Annotated in this window: 14 protein-coding genes; 5 read left to right on the top strand and 9 right to left on the bottom strand. The window is 29.3% G+C overall.

Annotation, left to right across the window (positions count from 1 at the left end; genetic code table 11):
- Nucleotides 1–43: 43 nt before the first annotated feature.
- The 5 genes from metH to T483_RS0122845 form a co-directional block, all read right to left on the bottom strand.
- On the bottom strand, nt 44–3,685 hold the full coding sequence (gene metH, locus T483_RS0122865; RefSeq protein ID WP_026888909.1) for a methionine synthase: 3,642 nt from the start codon (nt 3,683–3,685) through the stop codon (nt 44–46).
- Between the two features lie 295 nt (nt 3,686–3,980).
- On the bottom strand, nt 3,981–5,825 hold the full coding sequence (locus tag T483_RS0122860; RefSeq protein ID WP_026888908.1) for a M56 family metallopeptidase: 1,845 nt from the start codon (nt 5,823–5,825) through the stop codon (nt 3,981–3,983).
- Nucleotides 5,826–5,828: 3 nt separating this feature from the next.
- Entirely contained in the window at nt 5,829–6,203 is a 375-nt protein-coding gene (locus tag T483_RS0122855; RefSeq protein ID WP_009170362.1) for a CopY/TcrY family copper transport repressor, read from the bottom strand.
- Nucleotides 6,204–6,407: 204 nt separating this feature from the next.
- Nucleotides 6,408–7,373, bottom strand: a complete 966-nt coding sequence (locus T483_RS0122850) for a tRNA dihydrouridine synthase (RefSeq protein WP_026888907.1) — start codon at nt 7,371–7,373, stop codon at nt 6,408–6,410.
- A 21-nt stretch (nt 7,374–7,394) separates the two neighbouring features.
- On the bottom strand, nt 7,395–8,150 hold the full coding sequence (locus T483_RS0122845) for a molecular chaperone DnaJ (protein ID WP_026888906.1): 756 nt from the start codon (nt 8,148–8,150) through the stop codon (nt 7,395–7,397).
- Between the two features lie 245 nt (nt 8,151–8,395).
- On the opposite strand from T483_RS0122845, the gene T483_RS0122840 reads away from it, so the two are divergent.
- Nucleotides 8,396–8,938 (top strand): TetR/AcrR family transcriptional regulator, encoded by a 543-nt coding sequence (locus tag T483_RS0122840; RefSeq protein WP_026888905.1) that lies wholly within the window; start codon nt 8,396–8,398, stop codon nt 8,936–8,938.
- A gap of 130 nt (nt 8,939–9,068) precedes the next feature.
- On the opposite strand, the gene T483_RS0122835 is transcribed toward T483_RS0122840, so the two are convergent.
- Nucleotides 9,069–12,203: an MMPL family transporter gene (locus tag T483_RS0122835; protein ID WP_026888904.1), complete on the bottom strand. Its 3,135-nt coding sequence runs from the start codon at nt 12,201–12,203 to the stop codon at nt 9,069–9,071.
- A gap of 460 nt (nt 12,204–12,663) precedes the next feature.
- Complete coding sequence (locus tag T483_RS0122830) at nt 12,664–13,617, bottom strand: flavodoxin family protein (RefSeq protein WP_026888903.1); 954 nt, start codon at nt 13,615–13,617, stop codon at nt 12,664–12,666.
- 229 nt (nt 13,618–13,846) lie between these two features.
- Here T483_RS0122830 and T483_RS0122825 point away from each other — a divergent pair, with 229 nt between their 5' ends.
- Both T483_RS0122825 and T483_RS0122820 read left to right on the top strand, forming a co-directional pair.
- Entirely contained in the window at nt 13,847–15,103 is a 1,257-nt protein-coding gene (locus tag T483_RS0122825; RefSeq protein ID WP_026888902.1) for a PucR family transcriptional regulator, read from the top strand.
- A gap of 92 nt (nt 15,104–15,195) precedes the next feature.
- Nucleotides 15,196–15,438 carry a hypothetical protein gene (locus T483_RS0122820; protein ID WP_026888901.1) on the top strand — a complete coding sequence of 81 codons (243 nt, stop codon included), beginning with the start codon at nt 15,196–15,198 and terminating at the stop codon, nt 15,436–15,438.
- 216 nt (nt 15,439–15,654) lie between these two features.
- Here the strand turns inward: T483_RS0122820 and T483_RS0122815 are convergent, their stop codons facing one another.
- Nucleotides 15,655–15,864, bottom strand: a complete 210-nt coding sequence (locus tag T483_RS0122815) for an alpha/beta-type small acid-soluble spore protein (RefSeq protein ID WP_017213126.1) — start codon at nt 15,862–15,864, stop codon at nt 15,655–15,657.
- 704 nt (nt 15,865–16,568) lie between these two features.
- Between T483_RS0122815 and T483_RS0122810 the strand changes: the two genes are divergently transcribed.
- Both T483_RS0122810 and T483_RS0122805 read left to right on the top strand, forming a co-directional pair.
- A complete protein-coding gene (locus tag T483_RS0122810; protein ID WP_026888900.1) occupies nt 16,569–17,474 on the top strand; it encodes a YIEGIA family protein in 906 nt (301 codons plus the stop codon).
- Between the two features lie 15 nt (nt 17,475–17,489).
- Nucleotides 17,490–17,696, top strand: coding sequence for a capping complex subunit for YIEGIA (locus T483_RS0122805; protein ID WP_026888899.1), 207 nt, complete (start codon nt 17,490–17,492; stop codon nt 17,694–17,696).
- A gap of 124 nt (nt 17,697–17,820) precedes the next feature.
- Here T483_RS0122805 and T483_RS0122800 read toward each other — a convergent pair whose 3' ends face one another.
- Complete coding sequence (locus T483_RS0122800; protein ID WP_026888898.1) at nt 17,821–18,579, bottom strand: hypothetical protein; 759 nt, start codon at nt 18,577–18,579, stop codon at nt 17,821–17,823.
- Nucleotides 18,580–18,708 lie beyond the last annotated feature (129 nt).

The following is an 18,708-nucleotide window of genomic DNA, read 5'->3' as shown; positions in this document are numbered from 1 at the left end:
ATCTATTAATCAATTGATTTAAATGAGTATAATTTTTAATATATCAATCTATAATTGTATACATAAGCTTTTTAAGCTCACCTTTATCTCTGCCATTCCTTTGAGCATAATCGTTAAACTGATCCTGATCTATTTTATTAATGTCAAAGTACTTGGCATCTTTATTTCCAAAGTAAAGACCACAGGTGCTTGCAGTTGGTGACATCATATAGCTTTCAGTAAGTTTTACATTAAGCTCTCCTTCTTTATCAAGCAAGTTAAATAATTTAACTTTTTCTGAGTGATCTCTAAGTGAAGGGTAACCAATTGCAGGTCTTATTCCTCTATACTTACCTTTAAATATTTCTTCGATGGATAAATTCTCATCTGGCGAATATGCCCAGTATTCTTTTCTCACTTTTTCATGAACATATTCTGCAAAAGCTTCTGCAAGTCTATCTGCAAGTAAAATAACCATTGTTGCACCATAATCATCACCAGAGGCTTTAAGCTTATCTTCGTATTCTTTTGCGCCTATTCCACCTGTTGTTATGAAAGCACCTATATAATCCTTTATTCCAGTATCTTTAGGAGCTATAAAATCAGATAAGCACATATATGTATTATCTTTTTTCACTTCTTGCTGCCTTAAAAGATTAAAGTTAATCATTTCAGAATCATTATAGACTTCAATATTATCGCCTACAGAATTAGCTTCGAAGAGACCAAAGGCTGCATTTGCTTTTAAAATATTTTCACGCTCTATTTTATCAAGCATTTTTTCAGCATCAGCTAATAATTTTTTAGCTTCTTCACCGTATTTTGCGTCTTCAAGGATTTGTGGATATGTCATTCCCATATCCCAAGCAATGAAGAAAAAGCTCCAATCTATATATTTTCTTAATTTCCCTATAGGAAAATCAAGAAATTTCTTTATACCTAACATTTTAGGCTTCTCTATTTCCTCTTTATCCCATTCTTTCTTGAAATTATTTTCCCTTGCATAATCTAAAGTGACAAATTTTCTAGGTACTTTGTTAAATGTTTCTCTTAAAGTTTCATATTCTGATTCTATTTTATTAAGATATTCAGCTTTTTTATCCTTATTTAAAAGAAGTTTAGCAGCTTCAACAGCTTTTGACGCATCAGTTGTATGAATTACTCCACCAGAATACTTAGGTGCAATTTTAATTGCTGTATGAGCCTTTGATGTTGTAGCTCCACCTACCATTAGAGGAATTTTAAATCCTTGCTTTTCCATCTCTTCTGCTACGTTTGCCATTTCCTCTAAAGATGGAGTTATAAGACCACTTAAAGCAATAATATCTGCATTTTCTTTCTTAGCTGTTTCTAAAATAACTTCAGTAGGAACCATTACCCCAAGGTCTATAACTTCAAAGTTATTACACGAAAGCACTACTGACACAATATTTTTACCTATATCATGAACATCACCTTTTACAGTCGCAAAAACTACTTTTCCAGCGCTAATGCTTCCGCTGCTGCTTTTTTCTTCTTCTAAATATGGTCTTAAAACTTCTACAGCCTTTTTCATAACTCTAGCACTTTTTACAACCTGAGGTAAGAACATCTTACCATCCCCAAAAAGTTTCCCTACTTCATTCATTCCATCCATAAGAGGTCCTTCTATTACTTCTAAGGACTTGCTATATTCTGCTCTTACCTCTTCTACATCTTCTTTAATATATTTATCTATACCCTTTACTAAAGCAGTTTTTAACCTCTCTTTGACATTTTCATTTCTCCAGGCTTCCTTGTTTTCTTCAGCTTTATTATCTACTTTATTATAGTTAGCTGCAAATTCTAAAAGCTCATCTGCTGCATTTTCGCTTTTATTAAAAATAACCGCTTCTACTTTTTCAAGTAAGCCTTTATCAATTTCATCATAAATTTGTATCATTCCAGGGTTTACGATCCCCATATCCATTCCATTTTTTATTGCATGATATAAAAATACTGAGTGCATAGCTTCTCTTATTACATTATTACCTCTAAATGCAAATGAAAGATTACTTACACCACCGCTTACTTTTGCATAAGGTAAATTCTCTTTTATCCATTTAGTTGCATTAATAAAATCTACTGCATAATTATTATGCTCTTCTATTCCTGTAGCAATTGTTAAAATATTAGGGTCAAATACTATATTTTGTGGAGGGAAATTAACTTCATTTACTAAAATGTCATAAGCTCTTTTGCATATGCTAATTTTTTTCTCATAAGAATCTGCCTGACCATTTTCATCAAAAGCCATAACTACAACAGCTGCTCCAAAATCTTTTATAATGGACGCCTGTCTCTTAAATTCTTCTTCCCCTACCTTAAGACTTATGGAATTTACTATTGGTTTCCCTTGGATGGCCTTAAGTCCAGTTACAAGAGCCTCAAACTTAGAAGAATCTATCATTACTGGAACCTTTGAAATTTCAGGTTCACTTGCTAAAAGCTTTAAGAATTTATCCATCTCTTCTTTGGCATCTAAGAGAGCATCATCAAAGTTAATATCAACTATTTGTGCCCCATTTTCAACTTGATCTTTAGCTATAGATAAAGCTTCTTCATAATTCTTTTCTCTAATTAATCTTGCAAATTTTGCTGAACCTGCTACGTTTGTTCTTTCACCAATATTAATAAAGCTATTTTCCTTATTTGCTCTAAGAGCTTCTAAACCACAATAAACAGTTTCAGTTTCAATGTCTGGTATCTTTCTAGGTGAAATGTCTTTTATAGCTTCACTTACTGCTTTTATATGCTCTGGTGTTGTACCACAACATCCGCCTACAATATTAAGGCATCCGTCCTCTGCTAAATTTTTTATTAAAGCTGCAGTTTCTTCTGGCTTTTCATCATATTCCCCAAAAGAATTTGGAAGTCCTGCATTAGGGTAAACACTTATGTATCTATTTTGAGTTCTTGAAAGATATTTTACAAATGGTATCAAATCTTTTGCTCCAAAAGAACAATTAAGTCCTATTGCAATTATACTTTCATCCACCATAGTATTTGCAAAAGCTTCTAAAGTCTGACCCGAAAGAATTCTCCCACTTTTATCAGCAATAGTACCAGATATTATTACAGGTAAGTCCTTGCCTTTTTCTTGAAATCCTTGCTTTGCTCCCATAAGAGCAGCTCTTGCATTTAATGCATCAAAAATTGTTTCTATGAGAATTAAATCTACTCCTCCATCTATAAGCCCTAAAACTTGTTCTTTATATGCTTCAACTAATTCATCAAAGCTTATATTTCTATAACCTGGATTTTCAACATCAGGTGATAAAGATGCAGTTTTATTTGTAGGTCCAAGTGATCCTGCTACAAAACGCGGTTTATCTGGATTTTCTCCTGTAAATTTATCTGCAGCTTCTTTTGCAAGCTTTGCACCTTCAAAATTAAGTTCATATATTTTATCTTCCATTTCGTAGTCTTTTTGAGATATACTCGTACTATTAAATGTGTTAGTTTCAATTATATCTGCACCAGACTCCAAATAGGCTTCATGAATTTCCCTTATTATATTAGGATTAGTGAGATTTAAAATATCATTATTTCCCTTTTGATTACAAGAGATGTTTAGATTGCCCCTATAATCTTTTTCCTCTAATTTATAATTTTGAATACAAGTCCCCATAGCCCCATCTAGTACTAATATTCTTTTTTCTAATAACTCTTTAATTTGTAAATTCATCAAGTTTCCTCCCCAAATTGTTTTATATAAATAGTCTAATAGGTTTTTATTAGTATCAAAAATTTATGTAATTTTCTTCTATCCTTAAGTAAGCCCTAAAATATACACTAATAAAAAAGTAAACCTATATTTTCTTATATCAATTTTAAATGATTTGCCCTAAAGAGTCCAATTATTTTGATATTTTATTAAAATAAAATAGGTAATATCCATGATAATACTAAATGCTCTATCTCTAAAAAGAAAAATAGCCATTCTATATGAACGACTATTTTTTTAAAGTTATTCTGTTTTATTATTTAGCTTGCTTCAAAACATAGTACCAAGGAGTTGCTCCTCTTTCTATATAATCACCATTTTTCCATTCAAAGAACATATACTTTGAACCGTTTATTTCTTTTATTATATATTTAGAAGCAGTTTTATCGCTAGTATTTAAGACTAGGTCTTTTGTCCAAGTTATATTTTTATTCTCTATTTTACCATTTTCATCAAAGATTAAATTATTTAAATATAAATCTCCATTCCATGACTTTCTCTCTGGATTAAAGTTATTTATATCCTCCACAAAGTCAACGCTATCCCATTTTCCAATTACTTCAGGATCATTAATAAAAGGGTAGTCAACTTTATCAGCTCTCGTTTCAACTTCATTACCAGACATATTAGTATTGAGTGATGGAGTAGAACTAATTTTTTTCAATACGTAGTAGCAAGGTTTCTCTCCTCTAATTGTATAATCCCCGCTCTTCCATTGAAAGAACATATAAGTTGAACCATCAATATCTTTGATTACATAACTACTGTCAGTTTTGTCAGCATCATTAAGAATGTGATCCTTAGTCCATTTAAATACAGTTCTTGCTACCTTCCCATCTTCTGTAAAGTTTAATTCTTTAACATATAGATCACCTTTGAATTTCTTATCATTTACATTGAAATCTTCTATGTTTTCAACAAAATCTACACCTTGCCACTCACCTATTATATTAGGATCATTAACAAAAGCATAATCAATTTTATCCACATTTACTGCATTACTTGCTCCATTTATATTTGCAGATGCCTTTGCATCAGTAAGTGCAATACCGCTAATTACAAGCAGAGATGCAACTGCCATTGCAGAAAATCTATAGGCCTTTTTATTAAAAACTTTTATCATAACAATTCTCCTTTTTACTTCAGATTTATTATTTACTATGGAAGTTGCCCCAACTAAATGAACTGACTTTGAAAAATGTTCTATCAAATTTATGATTGTAAATCCATATTCCGCAACTTCTTCATCTTCCGTATAAGAAAGTGCAAGTGAATCACAGCATATTTCCATATCCTCTTTCATCTTTCTAAGACCATAATGAATAATTGGATTAAACCAATAAATAGCCTTTAAAAAGATTATTATCCAGTTTATAACTATATCTTTACGTTTCAAGTGAGATAATTCATGAAGAAATACATATCTTAATTTATCAACAGATATTATCTTATGAATATCCTTTGGAATTAGAATCATTGGATTAAAGTAACCCAGTAGCGCTGGTGTCTTTACACTAGAAGTCTCAACTAGCAGTATATCTCTTTTAATTTTCATTTTATTTTGGCAGTATTTTAAAACATCTAAAAATTCAATGTTATTTTGTATGGACTCGCTGCTTATCTTATTTCTCAGTTTTTTATATGCAAATAGAATATATGTGAATATAAACACTGCTCCTATAAGCCATACAAGACTCACTGTAGTTAAACCTGATAAACTATACCTATTAATTTCGTTATTGCTAAAATCAATGGAATTTATAGTTCCTAGGATAACATCATGATTAGACATAGAACTAGATTGGCTGCTACCCTTTTCTAACATACTTCCAAAATGTACTTCCTTATTGGGAATTAATAACAATATATTTTTTCCTAATTTATTTATAAGATTAAACATGCTTAAAGTGCTCTCAGGAAGCTTAAATATGGTTAAACGTAGTATTACTAAAAACCATAATGCATACTGAAACTTTATACCTATTCTCTCTCTGGAAAACTTTCTGAAAATTAAAATGAAACAAATCAATATGCTGCCAGTAATAGATGTTTGAAATATTATTTTAAATAGCTGATCAAGATAATTAAAATACTCGTACATACACTACTTATTCCTCTCGTCTAATATCCTTTTAAGATCATCTATATCCTCTTTGCTTAAATCACTTTCTTTTATAAAACTTACTAGCATATTTTTAATAGCTCCATTATAAACTTTACTTAAAAACGTTTGATTCTCTGCACGTATGCATTCATTTTCATTTACAATTGGATAATATAAGTATTTTCTGCCTTCTTCTTTAAATCCAAGTGCATTCTTGCTAACTAGTCTGCTTATTAATGTTTTTATTGTTTTAGGCTTCCAATCTTTTGTATCTTCTAATGCCTCAATAATTTGATTTGATGTGCGTGGTGAATCTGTCCAGACAATTTTCATAACTTCCCATTCAGCCTCAGATATCTTAGGTATTTCTCCCATAACTTTCACTCCTCTTTTTTGTATTACAATTGTAATCTATAATTAGAATACAACTGTAATCCTTAATTGTCAATATATGTTTTGAATAAATTTCAGATTAAATATCAATACTATATACGTATCTATTTTAGAGTATCTTTTAATTTTCTACCCAATTAAATAGACCTGATTTTAATATTGCTATTAAAATCAGGTCATATTTTTTTATTGCTTGTTATAAAACAATCCAGCTTCCTTTATAATTTCTTGTTCCATAAATAAACTTCCTACTGCTTCAGTATAATCGCTTAACTTTTGTGCACTTCTTATTTTTTTAGCGTATTCTTTATTATCCGAAAATATGTAGATCATATATCCAAATAGCTCTTTCATTCTATTTATTGCATATATATCTTCTGGAAACACCTCTATATATCTATTTAAAATTTCATCATGGAAATCTTTTAATATATTTTTGCTTGTATTAATATCATTTTTTATTATGTTAATCAACCCTGGATTAGCAAGTATGCCTCTTCCTAGCATTACTGTATTTACCTCAGGAAAATCCGCTACTAATTTATTATAATCATTAATTGTGAAAATATCTCCATTGTAGCATACTGGGTTATTACTTAGTGATAAGGCATCTCTAAATACATTTAAATTAGGTTTATTTCCATAAAAGTCTTTTTGTGTTCTAGGATGAATAATTAACTCTTCCAAAGGATATTTATTGTAAATTTTTATTAGCTCATAAAATTCTTCTGGATTATCTTTTCCTATTCTAGTTTTTATAGAAATTTTTATATCATCCATCTTGAATATTTCATCTAGAAATGAATCTAGTTCTTCTCTTTTTGCCAAAAATCCTGAGCCCCTATTCTTTGAAACAACAGTCTTTGCAGGACATCCTAAATTTAAGTTAACTTCACTATAACCTAGTTGTTGTAATTTTCTAGAAGTATTAATGAAGCCTTCTGCATCGTTAGTAAGTATTTGAGGTACTATATTCATGCCATTATTATTTTCAGGCAAAACATCTACAAGCTCCTTAGTTTTAAGACTTCTACTTTCATTTGGCACAATAAAAGGTGTAAAGTATTTATCCACGTTTCCAAAAAACTTTTCATAAGAATTTCTATATATGTATTCAGTAATTCCCTCCATGGGCGCTAAATAGTATTTCATTTAATAACTCCTTTATATATCCTAAAAAACAAAGCCTTTTAATACATCATTTATTGTTTGTAAAACTTTTAATAATAACTTTAAGATGTATGGTAAGAAAAATGATGCTACTAATACTGCACCAGCCAAAATTAATATATTATAATTTATCGCTTGTCCCATTTTAACCTGATATAAGTGTATGGCTCCCACAGATATAGATCCAACGATTAATACTTTAGTTGCAATCCACGAAATTATGTTTATAACCTGTAATACTGCTATTATTACTGATAATACAACTATAAATGGGAACACCAATATCTTAAATGGTAGCATAATCAAATTAAATGCCTTTTTAGTATCATTTTGCGATTTCTTTTCGGCTGCTCTTTGTTTTCTTCCCTTTTCCTCTTTATCATCGTTTAAACTATTTTTTCTCTCTTTATTTCTCGAAGTTTCTTTTCTCTTTAGATTATTACTTTTCCCTCCAGAACTTTTTGCTTTACTTTTAGAATTACGCCTACTTGCATAAGCTTCATCTTCATTACTATAATCTTTTTCTTTTTGTATTTCTTTTGGATTTATAGCTACTGTTAAATTTTCTTTAACCGATTGATTTTCATCTAAGCTAATTAAAGCTTCATAAGCCTCATCAAATATCTTTAAAAATTGATTAAGTCTTTTTTCATTAACCACTTCTTTTTTTATTTTCTCTACTTGCATTTCATAAGCTTTTTTTATCTCTTCTTTGGATGCATTCTTTTCTACGCCTAATAACTTATGGTAATCTGTCATTACTTCTCTCCATTTCTTTAAATTAGGATAATCCTATTTTAATTTTAACCTTAGTACTCCTTAAAGTATTATACTTAAAATTATAATCAATTTAAAGCACTGACTTTATACAATTCTATTACAATTATCTATTTCAATTAGGATTTATTAATACTTTTTGTAATTATAGCCAAACTACTTAATATATGATGATTAATTTATTTAATATTCGCTAATCATAACTGCTTACTTGGAGGTTTTTTATTATGGAGCAAAATAAAGTAGATAGACGTATACGAAGAACTAAGAAAGTTTTAATAGAAGCCTTAACAAAACTTATGTCTGAAAAGAAAATAAATAAGATTACTGTTAAAGAACTTACTGACTTGGCTGATGTTAACAGGTCAACTTTCTATCTTTATTACAATGATATATATGATATGTTAGAAAAAATCGAAACAGGATTATTCAATGATTTTACTGAGGCTTATGATAAATTTTCAGAAGAAACAGCCTCCTATGATAATTTATTATCGTTTTTAACTTATTTACTTGAATTTATAAAAACCAATGCAGATATGTTTAAAATATTACTTGGCCATGATGGAGATTATGCTTTTATAGAAAAATTCAAGAACTTTATAAAATATGCTAATTTACCAGTAAACAGTTCATTTTCTAAGACAAAAGCCTATTATTACATTCCTTATACAATCTCAGGGTTTATTGGAGTTGTGCAACAGTGGCTTAATGATGATATAAATGTTCCACCTAAAGATTTAGCTGCTACTATAATAGAAATGTTCTAACTTAATATTATCTTTAAAATCCCTCTATTCCAATCATCGAAGTATACCTATATCTATATAATATATACTTGTTGCAATGCAAAAAAATAAAGGTGCCACAATTTTTTCGGCACCTTTATTTTGATTAAATCTATATTTCTTCTATATAATTATTATTTTTCATTGCTTGTGCAAGTTCTTTCATTTTAGTATTCGATTTTTTTGAAATATCTTCTGATAGTGACATAAGTGCTGGTATTGCTACTGGAAGTAAAACAAAAGCTAATAGGAATAATCCTATGACAACAGCTATTGCGAGTTCCATTAATATAACAATATTTGAAGGATATAAAGTAGCGAAAGTTCCAGCTAAAATAATAGCTGCTGACATTACTACCCCACCTATTTTTCTTGATGCTAAAACTATAGCTTCTTTTGCAGAAATATTTGGATATTCCTTAAAGCGCATCATCAAGAATATACTATAATCAACACCAAGTGCAGCTATCATTATAAATGAGAAGAAAGGAACATTCCAAGACAACCCTTCTGCTGCACTACTAAATAACATTTTTGATATAAAGGCTGTTGATGATAAAGCTGCATAATAAGCCACTCCAAGTGAACCTACTATATAAACTGGAATCCAAAATGATCTTATTACGATAACTAGTAATATAAATATAGCTCCTAGTACTATTACCTGAGTAAAAGTTATATCATGTGTTGCAACATTACTTAAATCATTAGAATTAGCTGTTGCCCCTGCAACTCCATATTTTACATTAGAAAGCTTTGTACCACTAAGATTATTTTGAACTACAGTACTTATATTATCTATAAGATTAATTGAAGAATCAGAATATGGCTCTGAATCTAAAGTTATAGTTAACTTAGCTATTTTTCTATCTTTAGACATATACGCATCAAACATTTTAGTTATATCTGAATTACTAAAAGCTTCATCTGGTATATAGAAACTTTTTGTATTAGTAAGCTGATTTAAAAAATCGTTACTCTTATCAATTCCATTTGATATACTAGACAATCCATTACTGCTTCCGTTTAATCCATCCTTTAGTTTTGTCATTCCTCCACTAAGATTATTTAATCCATTGTATAAGGAATCTTGTCCTGTTTTAATTTTATCAGCACCATTTCTTAGTTGTGACATACTTGAAATAACTTGTTCTTGTCCAGCACTACCTTGTTTTAATCCATTAGAAAGTGATTTAGCACCATTCTCAAGTTCATTAATACCTTTTGCAAACTCTGAATCCGAGCTTGTACTAGCAATAACTGTTTTTAAACCATCATTGACCTGATTTAAGCCAGAAGTAAGTTTATCGTAGTTATTATTAGCAGTATTCATTGCTGAAGTAATGCTATCTAGTGAAGAACCTAATTTGTTAATCATCTCTTTAAGTGCTGCTACATCTGGATCATTTGGTAATTTCGCATCAACTTTTGCGATACTTCCTTGCATCATTGATGACATCTGCTTTAATTGACTTATAGATGTCTCTAAGGACTTATATCCTTCTCCAAGTGTATTATATCCATTGTTTATTTCTGTGATTTTGCTTGAAATATTATTAAGTCCACCATTTATTTGAGCTAAGCCTGATTTAAGCTGCCCTATACCTGATGCTAGGTTATCTGCACCATTTGCTCCTTGTGCAATTCCATCATTGATTTTTACTAATCCATTAGTTATTGCATCCATTCCACCTTCAAGATTACCAGTACCTTCAGATAGATTTTTAACTGATGAAAAATCTGGAGCCGATAGACTGTTATCCATCTTGTTTAATCCATCCTTAACCTTTCCAATCCCATCATTTGCACTAGACAATCCATTCACTACAGTATCTGTCTGATTATTTGTGTAAAAATTATCTATTATAGTTCCCATAGGCTGAGTTGGTCCTGATACTTCTTTTATTCCCTTTACTCCTTTAAGCTTTTCAGTAAGATTATCTATAACTGCTAAATCTTCATTATTGTCTAAAGGTTCATCGCTTTCTAAAACCACAGTAGTCTGCATAACCTTTCCTGCACTAAACTTGTCTGTAATAATATTAAAGCCTTTTACAGATTCATTTGAATCACTTAAATCCTTAATATTATCAAAAGATAATTTATTTGCATTAAGTGCTATTACAGGAGTAAGTATTGCTGCAACAACTAACAATGAAACTACTGGATGCTTAACTGACATTGAAGTTATTCTTCCCCATAGACCACTTTCTTTATGACCACTTGCTTGTTTAGAAGGCCAAAATAACTTACCACCTAATAATTTCATAGCTATAGGAGTAAAAGTAAACATTTCTACTAAAAGAATAGCTATGCCTATAGCAACAGCATTAGCTGATCTATATATAGAAAATTGTACAAATGTTAAACTTGCAAAAGCCATTAAAACTGTTAAGCCGCTATATAATATTGTCTTACCTGAAGTTTTATAACTGTTTATAATAGCTTCATCTATAGTTAATCCATTAGATAACTCTTCTTTAAATCTATTAAGTAAGAGTATATGATAATCTGTTCCAATTCCAAAAAGTACTAAACATATAAACATTTGAGTGAAACTTGTAATAGGAAAATTAAATTTATTAACTAGCACTCCTATAATACCCATTGATGATACATAGGATAACCCTACTGCTAGAAGCGTTACTAAAGGTGTAACAACTGAACGGAACATAAGCACTAGTACAACTAATATAAACCCTACAGTTATTACAGCACTTTTATCAACACTCTTTGCTACTTCATTTTGATAATCATTATTTATGGCAAGTGAACCTGTGATATAATGATTTACCTTAACATCTTTGATTTCATTATTAAAGTCTTTTATTACAGCATTACTATCTCTTTCACCTTTCTCAAAGGAAATTGATACTAGTACAGTTGTATTATCTTTTGATATCATTTGATCTTTTGCTTCAGGCTTACTGAATGGATCTATAATATCATTTATTTGCAATTTTTCTTTATTTTCATTTAATTTATCTATACCCTGTTCAATATTATTCAAATCACCATCTGAGAGTTCCTTATCGCTGTTAAATACTAACAGCAATGAGTCTCCCTTAGAATCACCCATTTTATTTATCATTTCTTGAGCAACTACAGATGGTGAGTTTTCACTTATAGTAGCTCCACCCTTCTGACTTAGTACCGCATTAAAATTTGGTTGATTAATTACGAATACTATTGTGGCTATAATCCATATAAGCAATATACTAAAACGATGCTTTAATATTTTTCTCATAAATTCATCCTCCGTTAATAGTCATTGTTTTGTCGACATGTGTATATTATATTTTGATGGATTTCTCATTTCAATCATCAATATTATAAAAGCTTGTTGGATATAAGACACATTAATAAAAACTGTCGAATAACTTACGAAATACTGTGTATAATAATTTAAGTAATTTATGAAAAGAATAGAATGAATAATATTCAATATCCTGTTCAGGAAAATTTATATGATAAATTTCTACTTAAAACTTAATATGATTTTTTCAAGATGTGAATGCATTTTCTCTTTTATTTTTTCTTAATCTGCATTATTTATAATTCATGTAAGCAGACCACACTATACTCGTACTTAACTTTAATGCAACTTTCTACGAAATAAAAAAATGAATAACGCCATTAAATGACATCATTCATTTTCCAATTCTATAACCTTTTTTAACTACATACCTCTAGTAATACGGCATTAATTATTTATTGATTTCAATTGTAGGAAATTTTAATTCCTTATATTTTGCAAATTTTTCTTTAACAACTGTCAAATTCTCGTCTGTATAGAAACCACCCTGTGTATGCATAATTTCCTTTACATGATGTCCTCTGCCTTCAACAGATGTACGATCACGAATTAATCCATCTTCTTGGATAACAAATTTCCATTTTCCTTCTTCTGTCTTCTCTAAGTTTCCACCAGCGCCACAAACTTGACATTCAGCTGGATAATGTAGCCCGTCCCATTGCACTTCTCCAAGAATTAATGCATTTGAATGGCAATGTGGGCACCATCCCATACCTTCTTCTCCAAGCCAAGTTCTTTCTTCTACTGGAGTATTTAATGATTTCATTATATTTTCACCCATTTTATGAGCACGTTCTATCATATCATCGTATAATAAGCACTGTTTTGGTGCTGGAACCCTTGTTGCTAAATACATATCAACTACTTTAAAATCATTTGTAAAACATGTAGCCTGCATGCTCTCAAGTGCCATTGACTGCCAAGAACGAGTAGATCCCCCAACTGCGATTAAACCTGCAACTCTATCTTTATGTTCAATTGCGCCAATAAATTCTAAGAATGCTGATTCATATGCTAGATTTCTATGCATGAATTTTGAAAATGTTGCTGTTGGCATTAAGTCATATGTTGGTGCTGTTGCAATTATAGCATCTACATTTAGCATCACTTTCATAATTTCTTCCTTATCATCTTTTTTACTTAACGTACATCCAACATTTTTTCCATTACTCATTCCATGGGTACAAGCTGTACACCCTGAACATTCCATAATATTATAATCTCTTAAATTAATCATTTTAACATCTGCACCTTGTTCTTGACATGCAAGTAATGCTTCCTTTAATAAGATTTCTGAATTTGAATCTTTTCTTCCCGCTGTAATACCTAATACTGTAAAACTCATTAATACTTCTCCTTTAATAGCTTAATATTTTGTTAAAATTAGTTTATACTTTTGCATTTTCTAATTATAATTTAATAAGATAATTAGTTTTGAATTACAAAAACAAACGATTTATCATAATTTTAGCATTATAGAAAATGTCATTCATCAAAAATAAGTCTTAAAATAATGCTCTTAAGTTTATAATGTTTAGACATTTTTTCAATTTAAGCGAAATAAGGAGAAATTAATGAAAAAGGAATACGATTTATATAAGAAAAGATATGAACTTTATAATAGTTTATTTGTTCAAAATAATATTGATGATATTCTTAACATAGCCGAGAGTTTTTTAGGAAATCCCATTTTTATTTTAGATACCAGCTACCGACTCATCACTCGTTCGAATCTAGCTAAGTGTGAAAATTCAAGCATAGAAACCTATAACGGTGAAGATTATCTATTATCAGGCATTATTAATTTAATGAAAGAAAATAAATGCATGGATACTATTTATAAAACAAATAATTCATTTTTTCATTATTCCGATGAAAATTTAATATTTTGCTCTATTAAAGTTAATGGAATTTCAATAGGATATATAAGTGTTCTTCAACGTGATCGTGATTTTCAAGATGAAGATTTAGAACTTACAAATATATTATCCAATTTACTTTCTATTCAAATACAAAAAGAAAATCTATTTATAAGTAACTCAGGTCTAGATGAAGAATATTATTTGATGGATTTATTAGTAAATGATATAGATAATTTGGAATATGCCAGTGAACGCTTAAAATATAGTAGTTTTACTTTGCGTAAATACAATTTAATCCTTTCAATACCATTCAAACAGAAATATGACGACTATAGGCACAACTTTGGATTAAGAGAATTAATTCAGAGGCTTAAAAGTATACTAGGAAATTGTATCTCAACCTATTATAAAGATACAATTATTTTTCTTATGAGCAGTGATAATGAACAAATTATAAGTGAGTACATAAAAGAAAATCTATTAGAATTTTTAAAACTAAACAATTTAAGATGTGGAGCTAGTATTAATTTTAATAATTTATTGGATATAAAAGATTACTTTAAGCAATCAATATGCGCTTTAAAGCTATCATCATACATGAAAAGCCATAGTAATATAAGCTATTTTGAAGATTACATTGAGTATTATCTTATTCATATATCTGCAAGTTCAAAAGAAAATAATAATTTACCTAGAATTGATATAACAACCTTAGTTAACCCTCTAATAAAAAAGCTTATCAAATACGATGAGAAGAATAAAACCGAATTATTTATAACTCTTAAAACTTACTTAGAGTGTAATAGAAATGCCAACTATACTTCAAATAAATTAAATATACATAGAAGTACACTATTTTACCGCTTTAATAAGATTCAAAGTTTACTTAATATTTCCTTGGAAGACAGTAATAATTTATTCAAATTAGAATTATCGCTTAAGATCTTGAATTACAATGAATTTTCTTAAATTTTATCTAAATATTATGTAACAACTTTTAATGCTGCTTAATATACTATTAATATAACAAATGATTTTGATTAACAAAGGAGAAATGGGCTATGAAAAAGTGTTGCAAAAAATCTTGCAAGCCTTGCTATAATAACAATAATGGATATGGTAATTATGGTATGAATTATGGAAATTACGGTATGAACTATGGTAATTGCGGTGGAAACTGTGGTTTAAACTTTGGAAATTGTGGCATGAACTACGGCAACTGTGGAATGAATTATGGTAATTACGGTGGATATTACGGAAACGGCTTTAATGCTTGGAATTTATGGCCATTTTTATTTCTTTAGAATATATTGATAATTATTTTATCCTCAATATTATTACTACGCTCATAAGTATATTCAATCTAAATTCTGTATTAATTTAAATAAAGGCAAGTATATTATAGTAAAAAATAGACCTAAAAGATTTATTAATTAAATCTTTTAGGTCTTGTTGTTTAAGATATAAAATTTTGCTTTATATCTTAAACAACTATTTTTATGCTCTTAGTCCTATGCTTATTACTTAAGACCTTGTTCGTAATCTTCGATCATATGTTTTACCATATATCCGCCAACATATCCATTTTGTCTTGAAGAAAGGTTTCCTTTATCCATGTTTTCATAATCGCTTAATCCAACTTCTGAAGCAACCTCAGTTTTTAATCTGTTTAATCCTTGTTTTGCTTCTGGTACTAATGTTCTATTTCTTCCACTATTATTTGATGACATATGCATCTACCTCCCTTAATTAATATAAATTTTGCTTGGCAGTAATATATTAACCAGTATGATAAATTATAACCTATAAAAATACTAGTAAAAGTAGCACCTATAGCTTGTATTACATACTTTTCCTTGTTTAAGAATTATATTTCATTTTAGTCCATAATCTCCTATTAGCTTATTCTTAAAATATTAACATTTTGACAGATGTTTACAATCATATTTTTTATAACAATGTAGAAATATTTTCATAGCTTTTTGGAATCAAAATATTTATGATTTCGATAAGTTATTACTTAAATTTAGATATCTATATTGATAAACAAATTATAAGTTAGATTTATTCTATCAAATATATCCCAACTAGAAATAAGAATTATGCCTTTGCGAAATGTTTCATTAGGAATTTGATGGCTTTGATTCTTAGATTAAAAGTTGTTCCAAGTATGCTAGTTCAAAGCTTGACTTTGAGGCTAGCATCTTGGATGCAACTTGTGATCTTAGAATCATCCATCATAATTTCCTTAGAAACGGGAGCAACAGCATAATTCTTATTTCGGGGAGTTGTATGCATAAGTCTAAGTTAGATATTGTTTATCTATATAGATCTCAAATTTCAAGATAATTGTATATTTTTTATATATAATGCAGAAAATTAATATATAAAATTGGTTATTTATATTCTAACTACTAAATATTCGGAGGCTCATATGGAAAAAGAAATGCTTTCTCAGTATTATATATTTTTAATCTTAATACCAATACTATGTGGTACTGCTGCTAGATATATTACCCTAGTCGTTGATTACAGACAGTATCCCAGCTATCCAAATGGATATTTAATTCATTTAGTAGCCGGATTCATATCTTCTGGAATAGGTGCTATTGCAATTCCAGCTATTCTTGAAAGGAACTTTGAAGCAATAACCTTCCTAGTTCTTGCTACTGAGCAGTTTAGAGAAGTACGAAAAATAGAAAAAGAAAGTCTTCAAGATCTTGATAATGTGGAACATGTTTTTAGAGGAGAAGCTTACATTGATGGCATTGCAAAAACTTTTGAAGCTAGAAATTATTTATCATTGTTAGTTTCCTTTTTAACTAGCTTAACCATGCACCTTGTGCCTCATAACATCATTCTAATAAATATATTAAGCGGTATTTTAGCTGGAGGCATAATTTTTTATATACTCAAAAATTTTTCAAAAGGTAAATCTATCGGAGATATTGCTCAAGTAAAGCTAGCAAAGATAACTGTAAAAAATTCCGAACTATATGTGGATGATATATTTGTTACAAATCATTTAGGTACAGATAGGGCAAGGAATTTAGTTAAAGATGGCGGCATGGCAGCAATAATTCACCCAAATGACAGGCACTTTAACAGAATAATTGATCATCACGGTCAAAGGCAGGCTATAATATTTGAAGCGTGCAGAATGTTAGGACTAAAAAGATATCATTATACTAAATGTGACTACGAAACAGGAAGAGTTGCTGTTATGCTGGTTCCAATAATTTATGATGAAGGCTCTTTTATAGAAACAATAAAGAAAACACCTCTTTTAGAGAGTATAAGAAAGAGTTCTAGTTTAATGAAATCTAATCTTAATAAATAGAAAGGCAGGAATACCATGGGTACAGATTTTTATAATACTGGTTATGAAATAATAGCATATATAACCCTATCTAAAGATAGGGCACAAAATGGAAACCCCTTAATTTTAGTTGCCAAAACTCAAGAGGAACAAAAGCAGCTAACTGATGATATTTCAAAAGCTCTAAGAGCAGAGGTGGTTCAACTTACTTGCGGGGATTATATGATTATTAGTAAAAACTAACCAAATAAGCCTATTGCAGGTCAAAAATAATTAATATTGAAATTGATATTTGAATAACTAATGCTGACAGCCGTGATTACGCTTCAACATTTAGAAATATATAATTCACGAACACACAGTTCTATTAGAAACATTTTTGATCTATTGGGAATTTTATATTTAATCCCGCTAAATAAAAATTCACTGGGATAGGTGTTGCATAATTATTATTTGGAAAATATAATCCTGGATCTCCTTCTAATCTATTTAATGCCAATAATATAGTATAATTAAGTTCTGTTATATTTATTTGATATTTTACAAAAGTAGCAATAGCATTACCATTAGATATAACGAATGTTAATTTATAATTGAATTCTGCTGCATTTTCCGATTGAGAGTCGTTAGCTCCTTCACTTTTATCTGACTGATCACCCATTTCATCTTTTTCGAATTCTTTGGGTTTTTCATTCATTTCTGAATCAGATTGATTTTCTTCACATATATTTTGAAGACATTGATGTATTAATAAATCAATCTTTTCATCTGGATGAATTGGTTTAGTTTTGTCATATTCAATGATACCCATTTGGACCTGATTAATAAATAGACCAATTATAAATGTTGTAATGCTAATCTCAACATTAGTTTCAAGAGCTTCACCTAAACTTCCTGTAGGACCATTATTTGAAGCACTCGTAGTAATAAATACATATATTTTATTAACACTTCTATAAATCAATTCACCGTCTAATACCAATACATTTTCATTTTCTAAATATTCTGCACATGGTGGAATGACTGCATCTGCAAATGGATTAGGATTGCATTGTGATTTCTTTTGTTTATTTGTTTTTTTACTACTTCTACATTTTCTATCTTTCTTACATTTACACTTCTTCATATGTATCCCTAATTACAATTAATATAATATTATAATATGAATTATTACTAAATTATGATCACTAAAATCTTAATACAAATTAATTTATATAATTTGACAATCAAATTATTTCTTTCGCTTAAACAAAAG

This window comes from Clostridium beijerinckii HUN142 (genome assembly GCF_000621745.1).
In the GTDB taxonomy this organism is placed as follows: Bacteria; Bacillota; Clostridia; order Clostridiales; family Clostridiaceae; genus Clostridium; species Clostridium beijerinckii_A.
Note: the sequence above shows the minus strand (reverse complement) of the source record. Positions and strands in the feature narration are given on the sequence as shown.